This window comes from Crocosphaera watsonii WH 8501, assembly GCF_000167195.1.
GTDB classification, from domain to species: Bacteria; Cyanobacteriota; Cyanobacteriia; order Cyanobacteriales; family Microcystaceae; genus Crocosphaera; species Crocosphaera watsonii.
Map to the genome: position 1 here is coordinate 342868 of NZ_AADV02000001.1, position 17803 is coordinate 360670.

At 36.4% G+C, this 17803-nt stretch carries 12 protein-coding genes; 8 read left to right on the forward strand and 4 right to left on the reverse strand.

From position 1 onward, the window contains the following. Positions 1 to 116: 116 nt before the first annotated feature. Complete coding sequence (dnaB, locus tag CWATDRAFT_RS01760) at positions 117 to 2942, forward strand: replicative DNA helicase (RefSeq protein ID WP_007303364.1); 2826 nt, start codon at positions 117 to 119, stop codon at positions 2940 to 2942. Here dnaB and CWATDRAFT_RS01765 read toward each other — a convergent pair. Then, complete coding sequence (locus CWATDRAFT_RS01765; RefSeq protein WP_326997397.1) at positions 2929 to 4668, reverse strand: glycosyltransferase family 2 protein; 1740 nt, start codon at positions 4666 to 4668, stop codon at positions 2929 to 2931. The genes dnaB and CWATDRAFT_RS01765 overlap by 14 nt on opposite strands. Before the next feature lie 146 nt (positions 4669 to 4814). Between CWATDRAFT_RS01765 and CWATDRAFT_RS01770 the strand changes: the two genes are divergently transcribed. Continuing rightward, a protein-coding gene (locus CWATDRAFT_RS01770; protein ID WP_085961735.1) for an IS5 family transposase occupies positions 4815 to 5637 on the forward strand; the annotation gives its coding sequence in 2 pieces (ribosomal slippage) (positions 4815 to 4874 and positions 4876 to 5637; 822 coding nt in all). 129 nt (positions 5638 to 5766) lie between these two features. Here CWATDRAFT_RS01770 and CWATDRAFT_RS01775 read toward each other — a convergent pair. The 3 genes from CWATDRAFT_RS01775 to sufD form a co-directional block, all read right to left on the reverse strand. Then, on the reverse strand, positions 5767 to 6339 hold the full coding sequence (locus CWATDRAFT_RS01775) for a hypothetical protein (RefSeq protein ID WP_007303367.1): 573 nt from the start codon (positions 6337 to 6339) through the stop codon (positions 5767 to 5769). Between the two features lie 207 nt (positions 6340 to 6546). Then, positions 6547 to 7809: a SufS family cysteine desulfurase gene (locus CWATDRAFT_RS01780; RefSeq protein WP_007303368.1), complete on the reverse strand. Its 1263-nt coding sequence runs from the start codon at positions 7807 to 7809 to the stop codon at positions 6547 to 6549. Positions 7810 to 7848: 39 nt separating this feature from the next. Beyond that, positions 7849 to 9198, reverse strand: a complete 1350-nt coding sequence (sufD, locus tag CWATDRAFT_RS01785; RefSeq protein WP_007303369.1) for a Fe-S cluster assembly protein SufD — start codon at positions 9196 to 9198, stop codon at positions 7849 to 7851. A 413-nt stretch (positions 9199 to 9611) separates the two neighbouring features. Here sufD and CWATDRAFT_RS01790 point away from each other — a divergent pair, with 413 nt between their 5' ends. The 6 genes from CWATDRAFT_RS01790 to CWATDRAFT_RS32235 all read left to right on the forward strand — a co-directional run bounded on the left by CWATDRAFT_RS01790 (position 9612) and on the right by CWATDRAFT_RS32235 (position 17571). Then, positions 9612 to 10193 carry a helix-turn-helix domain-containing protein gene (locus CWATDRAFT_RS01790; protein WP_007303370.1) on the forward strand — a complete coding sequence of 194 codons (582 nt, stop codon included), beginning with the start codon at positions 9612 to 9614 and terminating at the stop codon, positions 10191 to 10193. Positions 10194 to 10257: 64 nt separating this feature from the next. Then, complete coding sequence (locus CWATDRAFT_RS01795; protein WP_007303371.1) at positions 10258 to 10899, forward strand: transposase; 642 nt, start codon at positions 10258 to 10260, stop codon at positions 10897 to 10899. A gap of 72 nt (positions 10900 to 10971) precedes the next feature. After that, positions 10972 to 11139 carry a hypothetical protein gene (locus CWATDRAFT_RS36870; RefSeq protein ID WP_157134026.1) on the forward strand — a complete coding sequence of 56 codons (168 nt, stop codon included), beginning with the start codon at positions 10972 to 10974 and terminating at the stop codon, positions 11137 to 11139. Positions 11140 to 11389: 250 nt separating this feature from the next. Next, positions 11390 to 14539: a non-ribosomal peptide synthetase gene (locus tag CWATDRAFT_RS01800; protein WP_007303372.1), complete on the forward strand. Its 3150-nt coding sequence runs from the start codon at positions 11390 to 11392 to the stop codon at positions 14537 to 14539. A 328-nt stretch (positions 14540 to 14867) separates the two neighbouring features. Continuing rightward, entirely contained in the window at positions 14868 to 16256 is a 1389-nt protein-coding gene (locus CWATDRAFT_RS01805) for a TonB-dependent receptor plug domain-containing protein (RefSeq protein ID WP_007303373.1), read from the forward strand. Then, positions 16234 to 17571 carry a calcium-binding protein gene (locus tag CWATDRAFT_RS32235; protein WP_232286929.1) on the forward strand — a complete coding sequence of 446 codons (1338 nt, stop codon included), beginning with the start codon at positions 16234 to 16236 and terminating at the stop codon, positions 17569 to 17571. The genes CWATDRAFT_RS01805 and CWATDRAFT_RS32235 overlap by 23 nt, the downstream gene beginning before the upstream one ends. The last annotated feature ends 232 nt before the right edge of the window (positions 17572 to 17803 follow it).

The window sequence follows — 17803 nt, forward strand, 5'->3', positions numbered from 1 at the left end:
ATTATTGTTATATTTCTTAGCATAACTGATCAGGTAGTGGCAATTCAATTTAGTACACAGTTACCTAAAAAACCAGAATTGCAGTAAAATTGAGATGTTGTCTTTTTAAGCTGCTTATGGTTATTAGTCAAGCCCTTCCTCCCCAAAATATTGAAGCTGAAGAATCCATTTTAGGTGGAATATTACTCGATCCCGAAGCTATGGGACGGGTGGTGGATCTCATCTCTCCAGAAGCGTTTTATGTCCAGTCTCACAAAGAGATTTATCAAGCAGCTTTAAGGTTATATGGACAAGGAGAACCGACGGATTTTTTAACGGTTAAAAGTACCTTGGAAGATTATAATTTATTGGAACAGGTTGGGGGATTAAATAAGTTAACCCAGTTGTTGGATCGAACAGTTTCTGCTGTAAATATTGACCGCTATGCAGCCTTAGTAATGGATAAATATTTACGTCGTCAATTGATCTCTGCGGGACATGAGATCGTTGATTTAGGTTTTGAAACAAGTCAACAATTAGAAATTGTTTTAGATGAATCTGAAAAGAAGATTTTTGCTTTAACTCAAAAACGTCCTCAAGAGGGATTAATTCCTCTTTCTGATACTATTATTAAAACATTTAATGAGTTAGAAAAACTCCATGAACAAACCACACTACCTGGTATCGAAAGCGGTTTTTATGACTTAGATGCTATAACGGGAGGACTACAACGTTCCGATTTAATTATTATAGCTGGTCGTCCATCTATGGGAAAATGTTTAGCTACTAATTCAGAAATTATTTTAGCCGATGGAAGTTTAGCAACTATTTCAGATATTTATCATAATCGTCAGGCTAAATTATTGACTTTAAAAAATAACTTTAAATTTTCCTTAACCGAACCTTCTCATTTCATCGATGATGGAATAAAACCAGTATTCAGAGTCACAACTAAACTAGGACGTTATATTGAAACTACTTTAACACATCCCTATTTAACTATTGAGGGATGGCAGAAACTGTCACAACTAAAACCAGGAAATAAAATTGCAATTCCCCGTAAAATTAATATTTTCGGAACTCAAAAAATTCCTGACTACAAAGTTAAAGTATTAGCTTATTTAATAGGGGCTGGTTGTTTAACAAAAAAATCTCCACTATTCACTAACAAAAACCCCTTATTACAAAAAGACTTTATAAAATATGTTGAGAATTTTAAAGGAATCAAAATAATAAAAGATGATTCTCGAGAAAGAAGAACATCAAGTTTTTATATAAGTGGGGATTTGGATTTGATCAGAAATAATCGACAAAAATTTGCAGATTCTCTCAAAAAAATAATCAAAAGTCAAAATTTATCTAATCAGAAATTAGCTGATATTCTAAAGGTTAGTGTTTCTTCAATATATAATTGGCAAAAAGGAATTTGTGTTCCTAATGAAACTACTTTTTATAACCTCTGTGAAATTCTAAAAGTTGATTCTCATGAACTTGATCCTTATGGAATATCTAGTATTAGAAATAATGGGAAAAATTCTTTGACAATTTGGTTAGAAGAATTAGGAATATGGGGCCAAACTTCTCGTCATAAAACCATTCCATCAATTGTTTTCACACTAAAGCGTTCCCTATTAGCGTTATTTCTTAATCGATTATTTGCTACAGATGGTTGGATTTCAGTCCTTAAGAGTAGTCAAGTTAAATTAGGTTATGCTACAGTTAGTGAAAAATTAGCTCGTCAAATTCAACATCTCTTACTAAGATTTTCCGTAATTGCTAAGTTGAAAAAACGCTCAGTAAAATATAAGAATAATCCTAGACAAATTTGGCAACTTGATATTAGCGACTCTCAATCAATTAAAAGTTTTATCGAAGAAATAGGAATATTTGGAAAAGAAAAAGCCATAGATTTAGCTAAAGAAAGTTTAAATAATAAACGATATCAAACTAACTGTGATCTTATACCTATAGAAATTTGGAAACAAATAGCTTTAGCTAAAGGTGATGAAAGTTGGTCAAGTTTAGGGAAAAGAGCAGGAATTAAAAGCTATAGTAATCTTCATGTTGGTCAACGAGCATTATCCCGTAATCGACTCTTTAAGTTAGCTTTAGCTTTATATGATTTATCATTACAGCAACTAGCGACAAGTGATATTTATTGGGATGAAATTATTTCTATTGAATATATGGGTGAACAACAAGTATATGATTTAACAATTCCGAAAACTCATAATTTCGTTGCTAATGATATCTGTGTTCATAATACAGCTTTTGGGTTAGGAGTGGCTGCAAATATTGCTAAAAAGGAGAATTTACCTGTGGCAATGTTTAGTTTGGAAATGTCAAAAGAACAGCTTTCTATGCGTTTATTGGCAGCAGAAGCAGGGATCGAGAGTAACCGTTTAAGATCAGGAAGATTTGTACAAAATGATTATGACAAAATTAGTATTGCTATCGGTACTTTATCTAGTTTACCTATTTATATCGATGATGCTGCTAATATTACTGTTACCCAAATTAGATCCCAGGTTCGTCGTTTGTTGGCAGAAAAAAAAGGAGAGTTTGGTTTAGTTTTAATCGATTACCTACAATTGATGGAGGGTGCAGCTAGCGAAAATAGAGTACAAGAATTATCAAAAATAACCCGTTCTTTAAAGGGTTTAGCCCGTGAAATAAAAGCACCAGTTATAGCCTTATCTCAGTTAAGTCGTGCCGTTGAATCGAGAAATAATAAACGCCCAATGATGTCAGATTTACGAGAAAGTGGTGCTATTGAACAAGATGCTGATTTAATTATGATGTTATATCGGGATGAATATTATAACCCGGATACGGTAGATAGAGGGGTTGCTGAAATTATTTTAACCAAGCATCGTAATGGACCAACAGGAACCGTTAAACTAATATTTCAACCGGAATTAACTAAATTTTTGAATATGCAAAACAGTTCTAATTACTCATGATTTTTGCCTGTTTTCTTCGTTTAGGAATTAGTAAAATTGCTAAAAAGTTAAACAGTACAGTTACAGCTAATCTCAAAGATACTAATTCCCCAGGACTTAATTTTAGTTCTTTACTTGTCCAGCGTTGAGGATGACTATATAAAAGATAAATTATTTCTTGATGTTGTTGTAATGTTAATTGATTAAATTTAATTCTTAATTTCTTTTTATCTTGATGATTATTGTTGCTTTTTTCCATTAGATAAATATCAATTTTTAGTCTCCCTAATTGTAAAATAAATTCCGCAGGTATATCGTTATGAGAATTAACTAAAATAGTTGCTCCTTCTTCGGATATCTCTAGAGTTTTACCATAAATTACTTGATTAGATGCAAGAATTTTAATCTTTTTTCTCAGGGGAAAACTATCATATATACTTGGTTTCGGTTTATCTAGAAATGCTAATAAAGCAACACAAATAATTAAAGCATTATATAAACTCCAATAAGTACCAATATTGAAATCTATAACAGTGGTTGGATCACTAAATAAACTCACCACCAAGCTGATTAAATTAATTATTAAACATATTATCAAAGGCAATGCTAACTTAAAATTGTAAACGTAATAATTGCGAGATATTCCTTTGATAGTAACTCTAAATGTTGTGTTGAAAGGATTAAATATGACTTTCAAGCTATTATAAGAGGTAGGAAAACAACTTATCAGACTATAAATATCCGAAAAAATAACTGACCTTGTTTTAAAACTTAACCAACGGAATACAGAAAGATGGGTAATATAGCAGGGTAAAAAGATATAAATAAACTCGTCAGAGGTGATCTGAATGAAAACAATATTGAATATAGAATATAGAAAAGGAAGCATCAAAAATAAACAACGAGGAATACCGTTAAACCAGTGTAATATTCCTTCTAAATGAGCTAATCTTTGTTTGAATGTTAAATTAGGAATAGTCAGAGGGTTCTCTTTAATAAAAAAAGCTTGTAATGTTCCTCTACCCCATCTTAATCTTTGTGCAATGTGTTCTGAAATACTCTCTGCTGCTAAACCAGCACTCAGCTTTTCAGACAAATAAATGACTTCATAACCTTGAGATGATAAACGAATTCCTGTGAAGTAATCTTCACTGATTGATTCTGTAACAAACCCTCCGACTTCCTCTAAATAACTACGCCTAACCACAAAAGAAGTACCTGCACAAATAACACTTTCTACCCCATCTTTCATGGGTTGAAGTTGACGATAAAATACTTCTTCTTCTGGGTTTAAAATATGTTCTAATCCTAAATTTCTGGAGATAGGATCAGCATTATAAAAGTTCTGAGGCGTTTGTAATAAGGCAATTTTATTATTTTGAAAAAAGCCTATTGTTCGTTCTAAAAAGTTCGTAGTTGGAACAAAATCAGCATCAAAAACAACAACTAATTCTCCATTAGTTTGCTGTAAAGCATTATTCAAATTTCCTGCTTTGGCATGAGTATTATGGGAACGACTAATATAATAACATCCTAACTCTTCTGCTAATTGTTTAACTTCTGCTCGCCCAGTATCATCTAGCACATAAATTTCTTTATGTTTATAGTTTAATAATTTACAGCCAATAATAGTTCTTTTTAAAGTGAAAATAGGTTCATTATAAGTAGGAATGAAAATGTCAACATAAGGGCAATATTCCTCATTAGACCTCTTGCAAAAGTTTTTCGTGGTATAATAAAAAATTATTCATTTTTTGCATAGCCACCATTGGTAAAGCGATCGCACTCTCATAGTGGCGATCGCCTGAACCCCAAAAATCAATTAAGTTTTAAAACAAGAATCGTTGTATAATTATTAAAGATAACTATTCAGCTAATAAAATTGATTTGATAATGAAATATTGGCAAGTTAAAAAGTTAAAAGAGACCGAATTCAAGCGTTTGACAGGAGTAAAAAAAAACTTTCAGAGTGATGGTTCGCACTGTCAAAGCTTATCTAAAAAGAAAAAAGAAACCCGGACGTAAACCAAAATTAATAGTTGAAGACCACATTCTCATAATGCTTGAGTATTTAAGAGAATATAGGACTTATTACCATATTAGTCTAACGTGGAAAATGTCCGAATCTAACGTTTGTCGCATTGTCCATAAAATCGAAAATATATTAATAAAATCTCGTCAATTTCGACTACCTGGAAAGAAAGAATTATGGAAAACGAATTATCAAGAGGAAATGGTAGTAATGGATGTCATGGAAAGTCAAATTGAAAGGCCGAAAAAACGACAAAAACAGTTTTATAGTGGAAAACAAAGAGAACATACTTTAAAAAGACAAATAGTCATTCAACAGAAAACTGGTCAAATTGTATGCCTAGTGAACGGAAAAAGAAAAACTCATGATTTTAAACTATTTAAAAACAGTGGGGTCAAATTTGGGACATCAATAAAAGTTCTTGCTGATAAAGGCTATCAAGGAATAGGAAAAATTCATCAATTAAGTGAAACCCCCATCAAGAAAAAGAAAGGGAAGAAGTTAAGCCAAGAGGAGAAAAAATATAATCGGCAACTAAATCGATTAAGAATCACAGTCGAACATATAAATCGTCGCTTAAAAATCTTTAAAATCCTTTCTTATCCTTATCGAAATCGTGGTAAGAGATTCGGATTAAGAGCCAACTTAATAGCTGGACTTCATAACTACGATTTGGCTAATTAATTTGTAAAAAAAATCTATTTAATCTCTAGTGGGTTGAGCTTTTTATCATTAGCTTAACTGTTTTAAGCAGCCTATTTTTAATGATTTTGTGTAGAAGCGATCGCTCTTATCTCAATTATTCAAAAATTATCAGATATTTTGTACATCTGAGCAAGTTAAATTGGCAAAAAAATAGCCTTTAATCATAGCATAAAATATTTTTGCAAGAGGTTTATTGATAACCTGTTGACTATAATAATCTGCTTCTCGTCTGCGATCTTTAAGATGATACATTAAATATAATTGCAACACACTACTAAATATGACTAGCAACTCCAGCACAAATAAGCTGATACTAAAAATTCCGTCTATGGGGTTAGATAAATTTAAACTTGACAGCGATCGCCAGAATAAATAACGTAGAGTTAACCCAATTAAAATAGTAACAATTAATCCCCGTGACCAAAATCTAGGACTAGGGGATATTCTGATAATAATTTGTGTAAGACAGACCGACACAATGGCAGGTAAATATAAATAAATCCTATCCAATCCCATACCCAACTGCTCTAACCACTCTAATGAAAAAGTAGCTATTAAAAACCCTAGTATTACTAATAATATACCCGCTATATACTTTGTAAATAGACCACCAAAAAAGATTTGTCTAACCGATTTTTTCCAAGTTGTCTTATCTCGGTCATGACTAAAAGTTTTGAACATGAGTGGATAAAAATAAGTAAGTGTCCTATTTCTATTCTAAGCACTAAATATTAAATTTTGCTGAAGAAGAGATGAGAATTATTATCAACAGTAAATTTACGGAAATTTATTAACGTCTTTTGAGAAAATTGTATCCTTTTTTACTAAAATTATAAGTTTGAAAAAGGTGGGACGATCCCACCCCCAAAAACGCAGGCTATATTTCTATTATCCCATGATATTAGTAAAGAAATCAATAGTTTCTTTTAAAACCATGACAAATTGATCAATCTCGTCGTAAGTGTTATAAAAATATAAACTAACTCTGGCACTTCCAGAAGCATCAAATAAACGGTGTAAAGGTTGAGTGCAATGGTGTCCAGAACGGATGGCAACCCCTTCTTGATCTAAAAGGGTTGATAAGTCACTACCGTGGATACCTTCGATGTTAAATGCGGCTAAAGCTGCCCTTCCTTTTCCTTCTGGGGTGGGTAAAGGTCCGTAAATTTTCAGGTTAGGAATATCTGCCAGTTTCCTAAATAAATAAGCGGTTAATTCCTCTTCACAAGCATGAATTTTATCCATACCAATATCAGTTAAATAATCAACCGCTGCCCCTAAGGCGATCGCCTCTCCAATAGCAGGGGTTCCGGCTTCAAATTTATGGGGTAATTCTCCACAGGTAAAGCTATCAAAAAACACCTCATTGATCATTTCTCCACCTCCTAAAAAGGGAGGCATTTCTTCTAGTATTTCTTGCTTTCCGTACAAAAAACCTACCCCAGATGGACCACACATTTTATGACCACTAGCCACTAACCAGTCGCAGTCCATTGCCTGTACATCTATGGCCATATGGGGGACACTTTGGCAAGCATCAATTAATACTTTCACTCCCTTCTCATGGGCTAATTTAATTACTTCTTCAACGGGATTAATGCAGCCCAATGTATTAGAAACATGAACAATGGTAACTAACTTTGTTTTCTCCGATAACAAGGATTTAAACTCTTCTAGATCGAAGTCTTCATTATCAGTTAAAGGTACATATTTAATCACTGCCCCTGTTTGTTTAGCAATCATTTGCCAAGGAACAAAATTACTATGATGTTCCATTACTGAAGTAATAATTTCATCCCCTGGTTGCAGATGATGTAATCCCCAACTATAAGCCACTACATTGATCGCTTCGGTGGCGTTTCTGGTGAAGATAACTTCTTGGCGAGAAGCCGCATTAATAAACTGTGCTATCTTATCTCTTGATCCTTCATAAGCTTCTGTTGCCCTAATACTTAAACTGTGGGCCCCACGATGAACATTAGCGTTATCTTTTCCATAATAATTTTGCAGGGCATCGAGTACAGTTACCGGTTTTTGAGAGGTAGCCGCGTTGTCTAAATATACTAAGGGTTTGCCGTGAATTTCTTGGTGTAAAATAGGGAAATCCTTACGGACTTTTGAGGCTAGGGTTTTTTCTTGGATAGCAGTCATAATTGGAGTCAAAAGGTTTGTTATATTTTGCGGTTAAGTTTATACTTCGGTGGTTTGAGCAACCACACACTTGGTTAAGCTTTGTTGCAGAGAGTCTAGGGGAATCCTTTCTAAAATTTCAGCAGCAAAAGCATCGATTAAAAGATGACGGGCATCGCTTTCGTTTAAGCCTCGACTTTGTAAATAAAAGAGTTCATCAGCTTCTAATTGACTAATAGTTGCCCCGTGGGAACATTTGACATTATCTGCTGTAATTTGTAGTTCTGGTTTTGTATTTATTCTGGCCTTGGTTGAGAGTAATAAGTTACGATTTAACTGGGTTGCACTGGTTAACTGTGCTGGTTTGGGGACGAATATTTTACCATTAAATACTCCACGGGAATTACCATCCATAATACACTTATGTAATTGGTGGGTAACTCCATGAGGATGACTTAGACAAACGGCGGTGTGGGTATCAGCAACCTGCTCGTTACCAATCATAGTTAAACCGTTGAGATTACTTTCTGTTTGAGTGCCATTTTGTATAATTTGTAGAGTATGACGAGATACTTTTGCCCCTAAATTTATCTCGTTACAAGTATAGTGACTATCTTGATTTTGGGTAATGATACTTCTGCCAATATGAAAGCTATTTCCTAATTCTCTTTGAATACGATTATGATTGATGTGAGCATTACCATCTAGGCAAATTTCTGTGACAGAATTTGTGAAATAAGGCTCATTTTGTTTCACATATAAAGACTGTTCTGTTATCGTGCCATAATACTCAACCAGTGTAGCACTAGAACCTGTTTCTGCTATAACTAATGTACGAGGTTGGATCAAACTTGCTGTCTCACTGCTAACCGCAAGAAATAGTACCATTATAGGGGTTTCAAGAACAACATTTTTGTTGATCCAAATTACAGCAGCATCGCTTAAACCTGCTGTATTTAAAGCCGAAAATGTGTCTTTTTCTCCTTCTGACTTGCCTAAATAGTTGACAATTTTTTCTGTTTGTGCATCAGATAAATGACTTAGGTTGCCTACAGAAACGCCTTCAGATAATGCAGAAACATTGGACAACTCAGAAGCGTATTCCCCATTAACAAAAACAAGGTAACTTTGTTTGGCTTCGGGTAAGATAAATTGATCAATAATATTCTTACTAACTGCCTCAGTTTTCCCTATGGTCAAGTCTAACTCATACAGTTTGGAGAGATCAGTAAACCGCCACTCTTCATCCTTTTTTTTGGGAAGGGTTAATTCTTGAACCTGAGAAACAGCATTTTTCCGTAGGGTATGAAGATAGTCAGCGTCAATGAGGGGAGAATTGGCTTGACACTGCTCTAAGAGATGATTTAAGTAGTTTTCTAGTCTATTTGTCTGGACAGTTGGGGTGTTCATGCAGTTAAGGGCTATAATCGGCGGTTATAGTCTCTGTTGATACGGGTTGTCTCTGTATTCAACATCGACCAATGGAGTCAGGTACTCTAAATCTATAACTATCTTACAATAATTTAGAAACATTTTTGTTGTTAAAGTTGCTTTTTGCTTTCACAGCTAAAATTTACTGTTGCGCAATAGAACAAATGCTCACTACCGGCTATTAGAAACGTCAATCCTTGATAAAATTGTCGAAATGGCTTTTTATCTGGAGTTAAAGTGTGATCAAAATAGACGGAAAACAAGACTTGCTTTGGTGGAGAAATGTATTTAATAGTTTCATTCTTCTCTGGACTTTTGCCTTGTCTCCTAGTGCAGCTTGGCGAAAGTAATCCACCAGATTTTTACAGAAACTTTCGTGACTAGCCACGACAATGTGTTTCAATGAAACTAACGGAAGAATCTCGAAGTTGATGTCCATGATAAAAGCATTGCCAATTAACCTCTCCAACCTACAGAAAACAGTACTCCAACAAATAGTGAGAGGGACAACAAACCCCTATCGCCTTGTTAGACGAGCCAAGCTAATCTTAGCCGCAGCATCAGGAGAGAGCAATAGTTCGATTAGTCGAAGATTAGAATTAGACCGAGTACAAGTGCGTCAGTGGCGATCGCGATGGTTTGAGGAGAGAGAAAAACTGAGTGCCGCCGAAGAACAACAGGTAACGGAGAAAGCATTAATGGTCTTGATCAAAGGAATTTTAAGCGATCGCCCAAGACCTGGAACAACAAAATCCTTTACGGTCGAACAAGTAGTCCAGATTGTAGCGATCTCTTGTGAAGAATGTGAAAAATCAGACAGACCAGTGAGCCATTGGACACCTTCAGAGTTGGCGGATGAAGCCATAAAAAGAGGAATTGTCGAAAAGATTTCCCCCCGTAGTGTGGGGCGTTTTTTAAAAAGAAGCGACATTACAACCACATCTCGTTCGTTACTGGTTAAATGCCAAAATTGATGATCCCTTAAAATTTAAAAAGCAAGTCAAATATATCTGTGAACTTCATCAAGAAGCTAAAACTTTGTTAGAACAAGGAATTCATTTAATTAGTACAGATGAAATGACAGGGATTCAAGCTCTTGAGAGATTATTTCCGAACAAAAGAATCAAGCCTAAACAAGTAGAAAAAATCGAATTTGAATATGAAAGACACGGAACTTTAAGCTTGATTGCGAACTGGGATGTGGCAAGAGGAAAAGTTGTTAGTCCCTCTATTGGACCGACAAGAACAGAACAAGATTTTTCTGAACATATCCAGAGAACGATTAAGATTGATGAAAAAGCAGAATGGATTTTTATTGTAGATCAACTCAACACTCATAAATCGGAAAGCTTAGTCAAATTAGTAGCAGAAAGCTGTGGAATTACTATTGATTTGGGGAGAAAAGGAAAGGAGGGGATTTTGCAATCTATGGACAGCAGAGCAGATTTTTTATCAGATGAATCTCATCGAATTCGCTTTGTTTATATTCCCAAACATACATCGTGGCTTAATCAAATTGAGTGTTGGTTTTCGATCTTAGTCCGGCGTTTACTCAAAAGAATTACTGTCCGTTCAACTGAAGAACTATCCCAAAAAATTCTCAATTTTATTGATTACTTTAATCAATATTTTGCTAAGCCGTTCGTTTGGAAATTTAAGGGCTTTAAAGATCATAAGTGACTGGTGGATTATTTTTGCTAAGCTGCACTAGCAGAAATTCCCAATTATTTTGATACTGTAACCGATTTTGAAGTGGATGTTGATATCATAGGGATTGGAGGTTTAGATGTTGGTTTTAGCGATTTAACTCTGACTCAACAGGGCAATGACACTTTAATTAGTAGTAACGAAGCCGATTTAGGTCTTTTATTAAACGTTGATTCTACTCAATTAGACGAAAATGACTTTGCCTTTGGTTAACTCCTAATTTCTTATTTAAAGTTATCATGATCACAATGAAAAATCACCTCTTCATTTCAAGAATAGGTAATTTTTCATTAAAAAGATATCATTGCTTCCTACTGACCTGAGTTCGATATAAGGAAATTTGCAGAAAACTAACTCAAATCAGAAGTATCAAACCCTCATTCTCTCGTAAAAAAAATCATAACTCCGAACTCCGAACTCCGAACTCCGAACTCACGTTACTGACATTTTTCTGAAAATTATTATGATTGACAAGAGAAAAAATATTGCAGATATTTATCCCCTGTCCCCTCTACAAGAGGGCATTTTATTTCATACTCTTTTAAGCCCCCATTCGGGAGTATATCAACCTCAAGTATGTCTGACATTAGTAGGTTCTTTAGATATTTCTAGATTTAAACAAGCTTGGGAAACTATTATTGCCAGACATCAACTTTTTCGTGTCTCTTTTCATTGGGAAAAGCGAGATCGACCTTTTCAAGCGGTTTATCGTCAGGTTAATTTACCTTGGGAAGAACAAGACTGGAGAGATATTTCTTTAGACAAACAAGAACAAAAGTTAGCAGAATTTTTAGAAGTAGACCGAAAAAGAGATTTCGATCTCAAAAACCCCCCTCAAATGCGTTTAACCCTGATTCATTGCCCAGACAATCGTTATTATTTCCTCTGGACACAACATCACTTAATCATAGATGGTTGGTCATCCGGGTTAGTAGTTAAAGAGGTTTTTCAGGCGTATAATGGGAAAATAGAACTTAGTTATACCCGTCCCTACGGCGACTATATTGGTTGGTTAAAACAGCAAGATAAAACCACTGCTAAAGCCTTTTGGAAAAAAGAACTAACCGGGTTTACTACTCCGACAAATTGGGGTATAGAAAACAATAAACCCATCCTACCAGAAAATATTTCACAAGCGGAACAAGAAATCTGTTTATCAGAAAATATTACAACTAACTTAAAATCTCTAGCACAGCAACAAGAAATAACCTTAAATACCCTTATTAGGGGTGCTTTAGGATTATTAATAAGTTATTATAGTGGGGAGCAAGATATAGTTTTTGGGGCAACTTGTTCTGGGAGAGCCGGAACTTTAGAAGGGCTTAATTCTATGGTGGGGCTATTTATTAATACCCTTCCAGTACGGATTAAAGTTCCCCCCCAACAAAATCTAGTTTCTTGGTTAAAAGAGTTACAAACCCAACAAGGAAAAACCTCTCAGTACGAATATGTTTCCCTGCTAGAAATTCAAGAAAATAGCGATTTAGCAACAGGTACATCTTTATTTGACACAATTTTGGTGTTTGAAAATTATCCCGTTGATCTCTCTGTAGCTCAAACAACTCAATCATTAACTATAGATTCAGTTAAGTCAACGGAATGGACAAGTTTACCCTTGACAATTTTAGTAGCAGGAACCAGGGAATTATCCATTAAAATAAAATACCATTGCCATCGCTTTTCTGATGGAGATATTGATCGCTTATTAAATAACTTTCAAAATATTCTAACTAAAATAATTGAAAATCCCAAACAACAACTCTGGGAACTTTCTGAGAATATAGGTAATGCAGAAAGTACAGGCAATGTAGAAATTTTAGATAGTTTGCTTCCGCAACTGTTTGAAAAACAAGTTGAAAAGACTCCTGATAATATTGCTGTTATTTTTGAAGAAGAATCATTAACTTATGAAAAACTTAACAAAAAAGCCAATCAAGTTGCTCATCATCTACAAAAATTAGGCGTTAAACCAGAAACATTAGTTGGTATTTGTTTACAACGTTCTTTAGAAATTGTTATCGCTATTTTAGCCATTCTTAAAGTAGGAGGAGCTTACGTACCCATTGACCCAACTTATCCCCTAGAAAGGATTAATTTTATCCTTGAAGATGCTCAAATTTCTATCTTATTAACGAATCAAGATTTCCCTAACTGTCCCGTTAAAACCCTAATTAACTTACAAACAAATTACTTTCAATCTTACCCAGAGCAAAATACCAATCCCACCCCAGAATTGAGCCTAGATAATAGTATTTATGCCCTTTATACATCAGGTTCCACAGGAAACCCAAAAGCCGTTATTAATACCCATCGAGGGCTATTAAACCGCTTAAACTGGATGCAGAAAGCCTATGAATTAACCCCTGATGATCGTGTATTACAAAAAACTCCTTATACTTTTGATGTATCTGTCTGGGAGTTCCTCTGGACACTATTAAACGGTGCTTGTTTAGTAATAGCAAAACCCGATGGACATCAAGATAGTGCTTATTTAGCCAGTTTAATTATTGAGCAAAATATTACCACTGTTCATTTTGTTCCTTCCATGTTACAAGTTTTTCTAGAAGAACAAAAAGCTTCTCAGTGTAACTCACTTAAACGCGTTATTTGTAGTGGAGAAGCCCTATCTGTTGACTTAAGAAATCGCTTTTTCCAAACCATAAAAGCTGAGTTAAATAATCTTTATGGACCCACCGAAGCTGCGATCGATGTGACGGCCTGTACTTGTCAAACCGATGATTTATCCGTTCCCATAGGTTTACCTATAGATAATATTCAAGTTTATGTACTCAATGCTCAGTTACAGTTACTTCCTGTAGGTGTTGTGGGAGAGTTATATTTAGGAGGAGAAGGACTCGCTAGAGGGTACTTAAATAAACCAGACTTGACAGCAGAAAATTTTGTCCCAAACCCCTTTAAAGCAGGAGCAAGATTATATCGAACAGGGGATTTTGTAAGATATCAAGAGGATGGCAATGTTGAGTATGTAGGAAGAATTGATAATCAGGTTAAAATTCGTGGAGTACGTCTTGAGTTAGGGGAAATAGAAGCAATCTTAAGCCAACATCCAGATATTATAGCCTGTGTTGTTCTAGCTAAAGAATTTGCCCCAGGCGATCGCCGACTCTTGGCTTATATTCAAACATCTCAGACAGAAGATATTTCCGAAGAATTACGTCAATTTTTGGGTGAAAGAATCCCTAATTATGGGATTCCCAGTGTTTTTATCACATTAGAGAGTTTTCCTTTGACCAACAATGGAAAATTAAATACTAAAGCCTTGCTTGCTTTGAATTACTCTAGCAAAAAAGAAATAATGTCCCCTCGCAATGAGACGGAAACAGCGATCATGGAAATTTGGAAAGAAATTCTCAAAGTTGATAATTTAAGTATTGATGACAACTTTTTTGAACTAGGGGGCAACTCCCTGATAGCAACCCGTGTAAACTCTCGTTTACGTCAATCTTTTTCCTTAGACTTACCCTTGCGTACTTTGTTTGAAAAACCAACCATAGCCAGCCTAGCACAGCGAATCGATGTTATTCAATTGTCTGTTCAACCTGCGGCTACTCCTATAGACTCAACGAAGCAACGAAAGGAAATAGAAATTTAGTCATATCCAGGCCAGAGAAATCTTTCAGAGCCAATTTGTTATAGTGTTCTTAACTCAATTGTTCACACAACTTGACTAAATAAATCTAGCGAAAAATACAAAAAATTGGTTTTTCATCCGATTAGCTTCAAAAAACTGACAAACCTTCAGATTACTCTTACTCAACCTAGTTTATGGACTCGAGCAACTTCATTTCTAGTTTTACACAATATTTTGTCCATCAAATAAGGGACAACTCCCCCTATTGGAATTAACGTTTGACCCTCACCGAAAAACAAAATTAATTCATGCTCGACTAATTTTGCCTTTGGTGTTGAGATATTGAAGAATGAAGCAATCTCTTTTTTTCCCCAGTGTTTTTGTGAGTAGTGCCATTGCCTTATCTGTTCCCCAAGCTGCTTGGAGCCAACTTCCTCCTATTGTTCAAATTACCGAGCTTAGGTTAGAAGGGACAGCCGAAGGGTTAGCTTTGGTTATTACCACGGCGGATGGTTCCCCCCCGCAATTTTTTGAAACCCGTTCTGATAATACCCTCGTTATTGACCTCTTAGATGCTCAATTAAGCTTACCTGGAGGAGGAAAAGAGTTTTTTCAGCAAAACCCAGTACCAGGAATCACCTCAATTACCATTAAACAACAATACCGCATTGGAGTCTTGATCAGTATTGTTGGAGAAGAGGGAGTTCCTCTAGCTCAAATCAGCACAACTTCATCGGGAATAGCTGTTAACTTGCCCGACACCGGAACAGAGTCCATCGCCGGGAACATAGACCCGTCAACCTCTCCAGAGGGTGCTATAACGCCCTCTGATCCTGAAAACCCCCTGTCAACAATACCTACCCCATCTATCCCAGGGGAAGACCCTCAAGCCCCTCCTCAACAGCCAACTGGACCAGAAGAACTACCAGAAGTGGTTGTTACGGCTGAACCCGATGATCCACCACCAGATCCTGGGCAAACCCCTGAACCTGCCCCTGAACCGCGTCCTCGTCCTTTAGAAGCCCGAACCTATACCCCCAATCCAGATCCCAACGTAAATCGGGATGGTTCGAGTAACTTAGAGACCCCTCAAAAGGTTGATCAAATCCCCGAGGAAATTATCGAAGACCGTGCAGATCGCACCGTTGGAGAAGCTTTAGAGAATATTAGTGGGGTAACCAGTGGTCGCTCTCCCACCAGTTCCATTGCTCTAACTCCGATTATTCGAGGTTTTGAATCAACTAATATCCTCAGAAATGGCATGAGAGACGATACTCAACGATTCTTTGGGGGAATTACCACTAATTTAGAACGGATTGAAGTTTTAAAAGGTCCGGCTTCTATTATGTTTGGTCAAGGAAACTTAGGGGGAACAGTCAATTTAGTGACCAAAGTGCCTCAACCCGAGTCATTATTTTCTTTTGAATTTCGCTCTGGGGAAAACGAGTTGTATCGTCCCGAAGTGGATGTTACTGGGCCACTTAATGAGGATGGAAGCCTCTCTTATCGTTTAGCCGCTTCTTTTGAAACAGGCAAAACCTTCAAAGATTTTGAAATCATTGATGAGCGGGTTTTAATGGCTCCTTCTTTCCGTTGGGATATTAGCGATCGCACACAAATGATCGTAGAAGCAGAATATATCAAAGAGAGAACTAGAGGGATCGCCCCTGAATTACCAGCCGTGGGAACAGTGGTTAGAAACCCCAATGAAGACTTTGAGGGGCCTTACCGTAATTGAAAATGAAGATGGTGCATCCTTTACAGGAACATTCACCGTGGATGGAAATATTCCTCCCGTTGCCTTTGATGCTGATGGTAACTATGTTGCTGGTGGACTCTCAGTCTTCTTAGATGTTAAAGAAGTTTTTGAATTAGCCAATCAGTTTGATACATTTATCGAAACTAATCTCACCTTTGGCTCTAGCGAAGCCGCAGCGAGTCAACCCAACATCTTTGAATTAATCCTCTTTGAAGAGACTTCCGAGCTTACTATTACCATCTTCGACGACATTATCGAAGAAGAACCATTCACCTACAATTTTGAACTGGTAGATGACCTCGAAGGTTCAGATTACATAGTCAACCCAGATGCCAACACAGGCAGCTTTGTCCTCGAAGATGGTCTTCCTGGGGGCCCTGGTGTGGGACCGGATGTAGGTGTCTCTGTCACTGAAAGCGAGTTGTTTGAAGGAGACGAATTTACAGTTAACTTCACGGTTGAGGGAGATGATCTTCCTACCCCTGACAATCCTTTAACAGTGTTGGTAGATAGTGGAGTCTTTGGAGCTATTGGTGAATTTGTCATCTTTGATGAAGAGGGCAACGAAGCCGTAGAATTTGAGGGTATTGCTGGGTTCCCAGAGGTTAATGGTGCGTCTGCCAGTGGTTTCTTGGTTGATTTGATTGCTCCAACTGCCAGTCTCACCCTGGAAGTGTTCGATGATGGACCAGGTGAAGGTCTAGAAACCTTTGACTTTGAACTAGCTAATGGGGAACTATACGAAGTTGACCCCGACAATGCTGGAGTTACCTTAAACATTGATGATACTGCTCCTGCCTTAGTACCCAACTTTGGTTCTCTTGATGGAGAGACTATCGAGGGAGTAGGCAGTAACGAGCTAACCTTCGGTGGAGCAGGAGACGATTTAATCGATACAGTTGGCGGAACAGGTGGGAACCGTCTCTATGGACAATCAGGGGATGATACCTTCATTTTAGGTAGCGATGACCGCGCCTTGGGTGGAGCAGGAGACGATCGCTTCTTCCTCTTAGGAGGTGATAACACTATTACTGGTGGTCAGGATATGGATCAATTCTGGATTGCTAATGCAGACATTCCCCCTGCAGCTAACACCATCACCGACTTTGAATCAGGAGAAGATGTGATCGGAGTTGCTGGTTTGGATATCGGTTTTGATGATTTGGGTATCACTCAACAAGGTGACGATACTTTAATTTCTCTTGGCAACGATGAGTTAGCCAAATTGCTCGGCGTTACTGCTAGTGATTTAACTGCTGCTGATTTTGCGTTTGCTGACTCTGTAACTATTTAAGCTCAAAAAAGCCATCTCACCTAATATTTAGAGTTTAATTGCTACTAACTTGGGTGAATTGAGCTAAATAAAAAACAAGGAAAAGTTATCTTTCCTTGTTTTTTGTTTTTAACCCTAAACCCCGTTTTTAACAACGGGGTTTTTTCTGGAAAATCGGGGTTTTAAGAGTATGTCAATTCTGACTTCCTGAACCTGAAAAGTTCTCATATATCATTCGGTGATTGCTATACTA

Coding starts and splice junctions, on each gene's coding strand:
- CWATDRAFT_RS01805 (WP_007303373.1), top strand. CDS start 14,868: ATGAAGCAATCTCTTTTTTTCCCCAGTGTTTTTGTGAGTAGTGCCATT.
- CWATDRAFT_RS01790 (WP_007303370.1), top strand. CDS start 9,612: ATGTGTTTCAATGAAACTAACGGAAGAATCTCGAAGTTGATGTCCATG.
- CWATDRAFT_RS01800 (WP_007303372.1), top strand. CDS start 11,390: ATGATTGACAAGAGAAAAAATATTGCAGATATTTATCCCCTGTCCCCT.
- sufD (WP_007303369.1), bottom strand. CDS start 9,198: ATGAACACCCCAACTGTCCAGACAAATAGACTAGAAAACTACTTAAAT.
- CWATDRAFT_RS01775 (WP_007303367.1), bottom strand. CDS start 6,339: ATGTTCAAAACTTTTAGTCATGACCGAGATAAGACAACTTGGAAAAAA.
- CWATDRAFT_RS01780 (WP_007303368.1), bottom strand. CDS start 7,809: ATGACTGCTATCCAAGAAAAAACCCTAGCCTCAAAAGTCCGTAAGGAT.
- dnaB (WP_007303364.1), top strand. CDS start 117: ATGGTTATTAGTCAAGCCCTTCCTCCCCAAAATATTGAAGCTGAAGAA.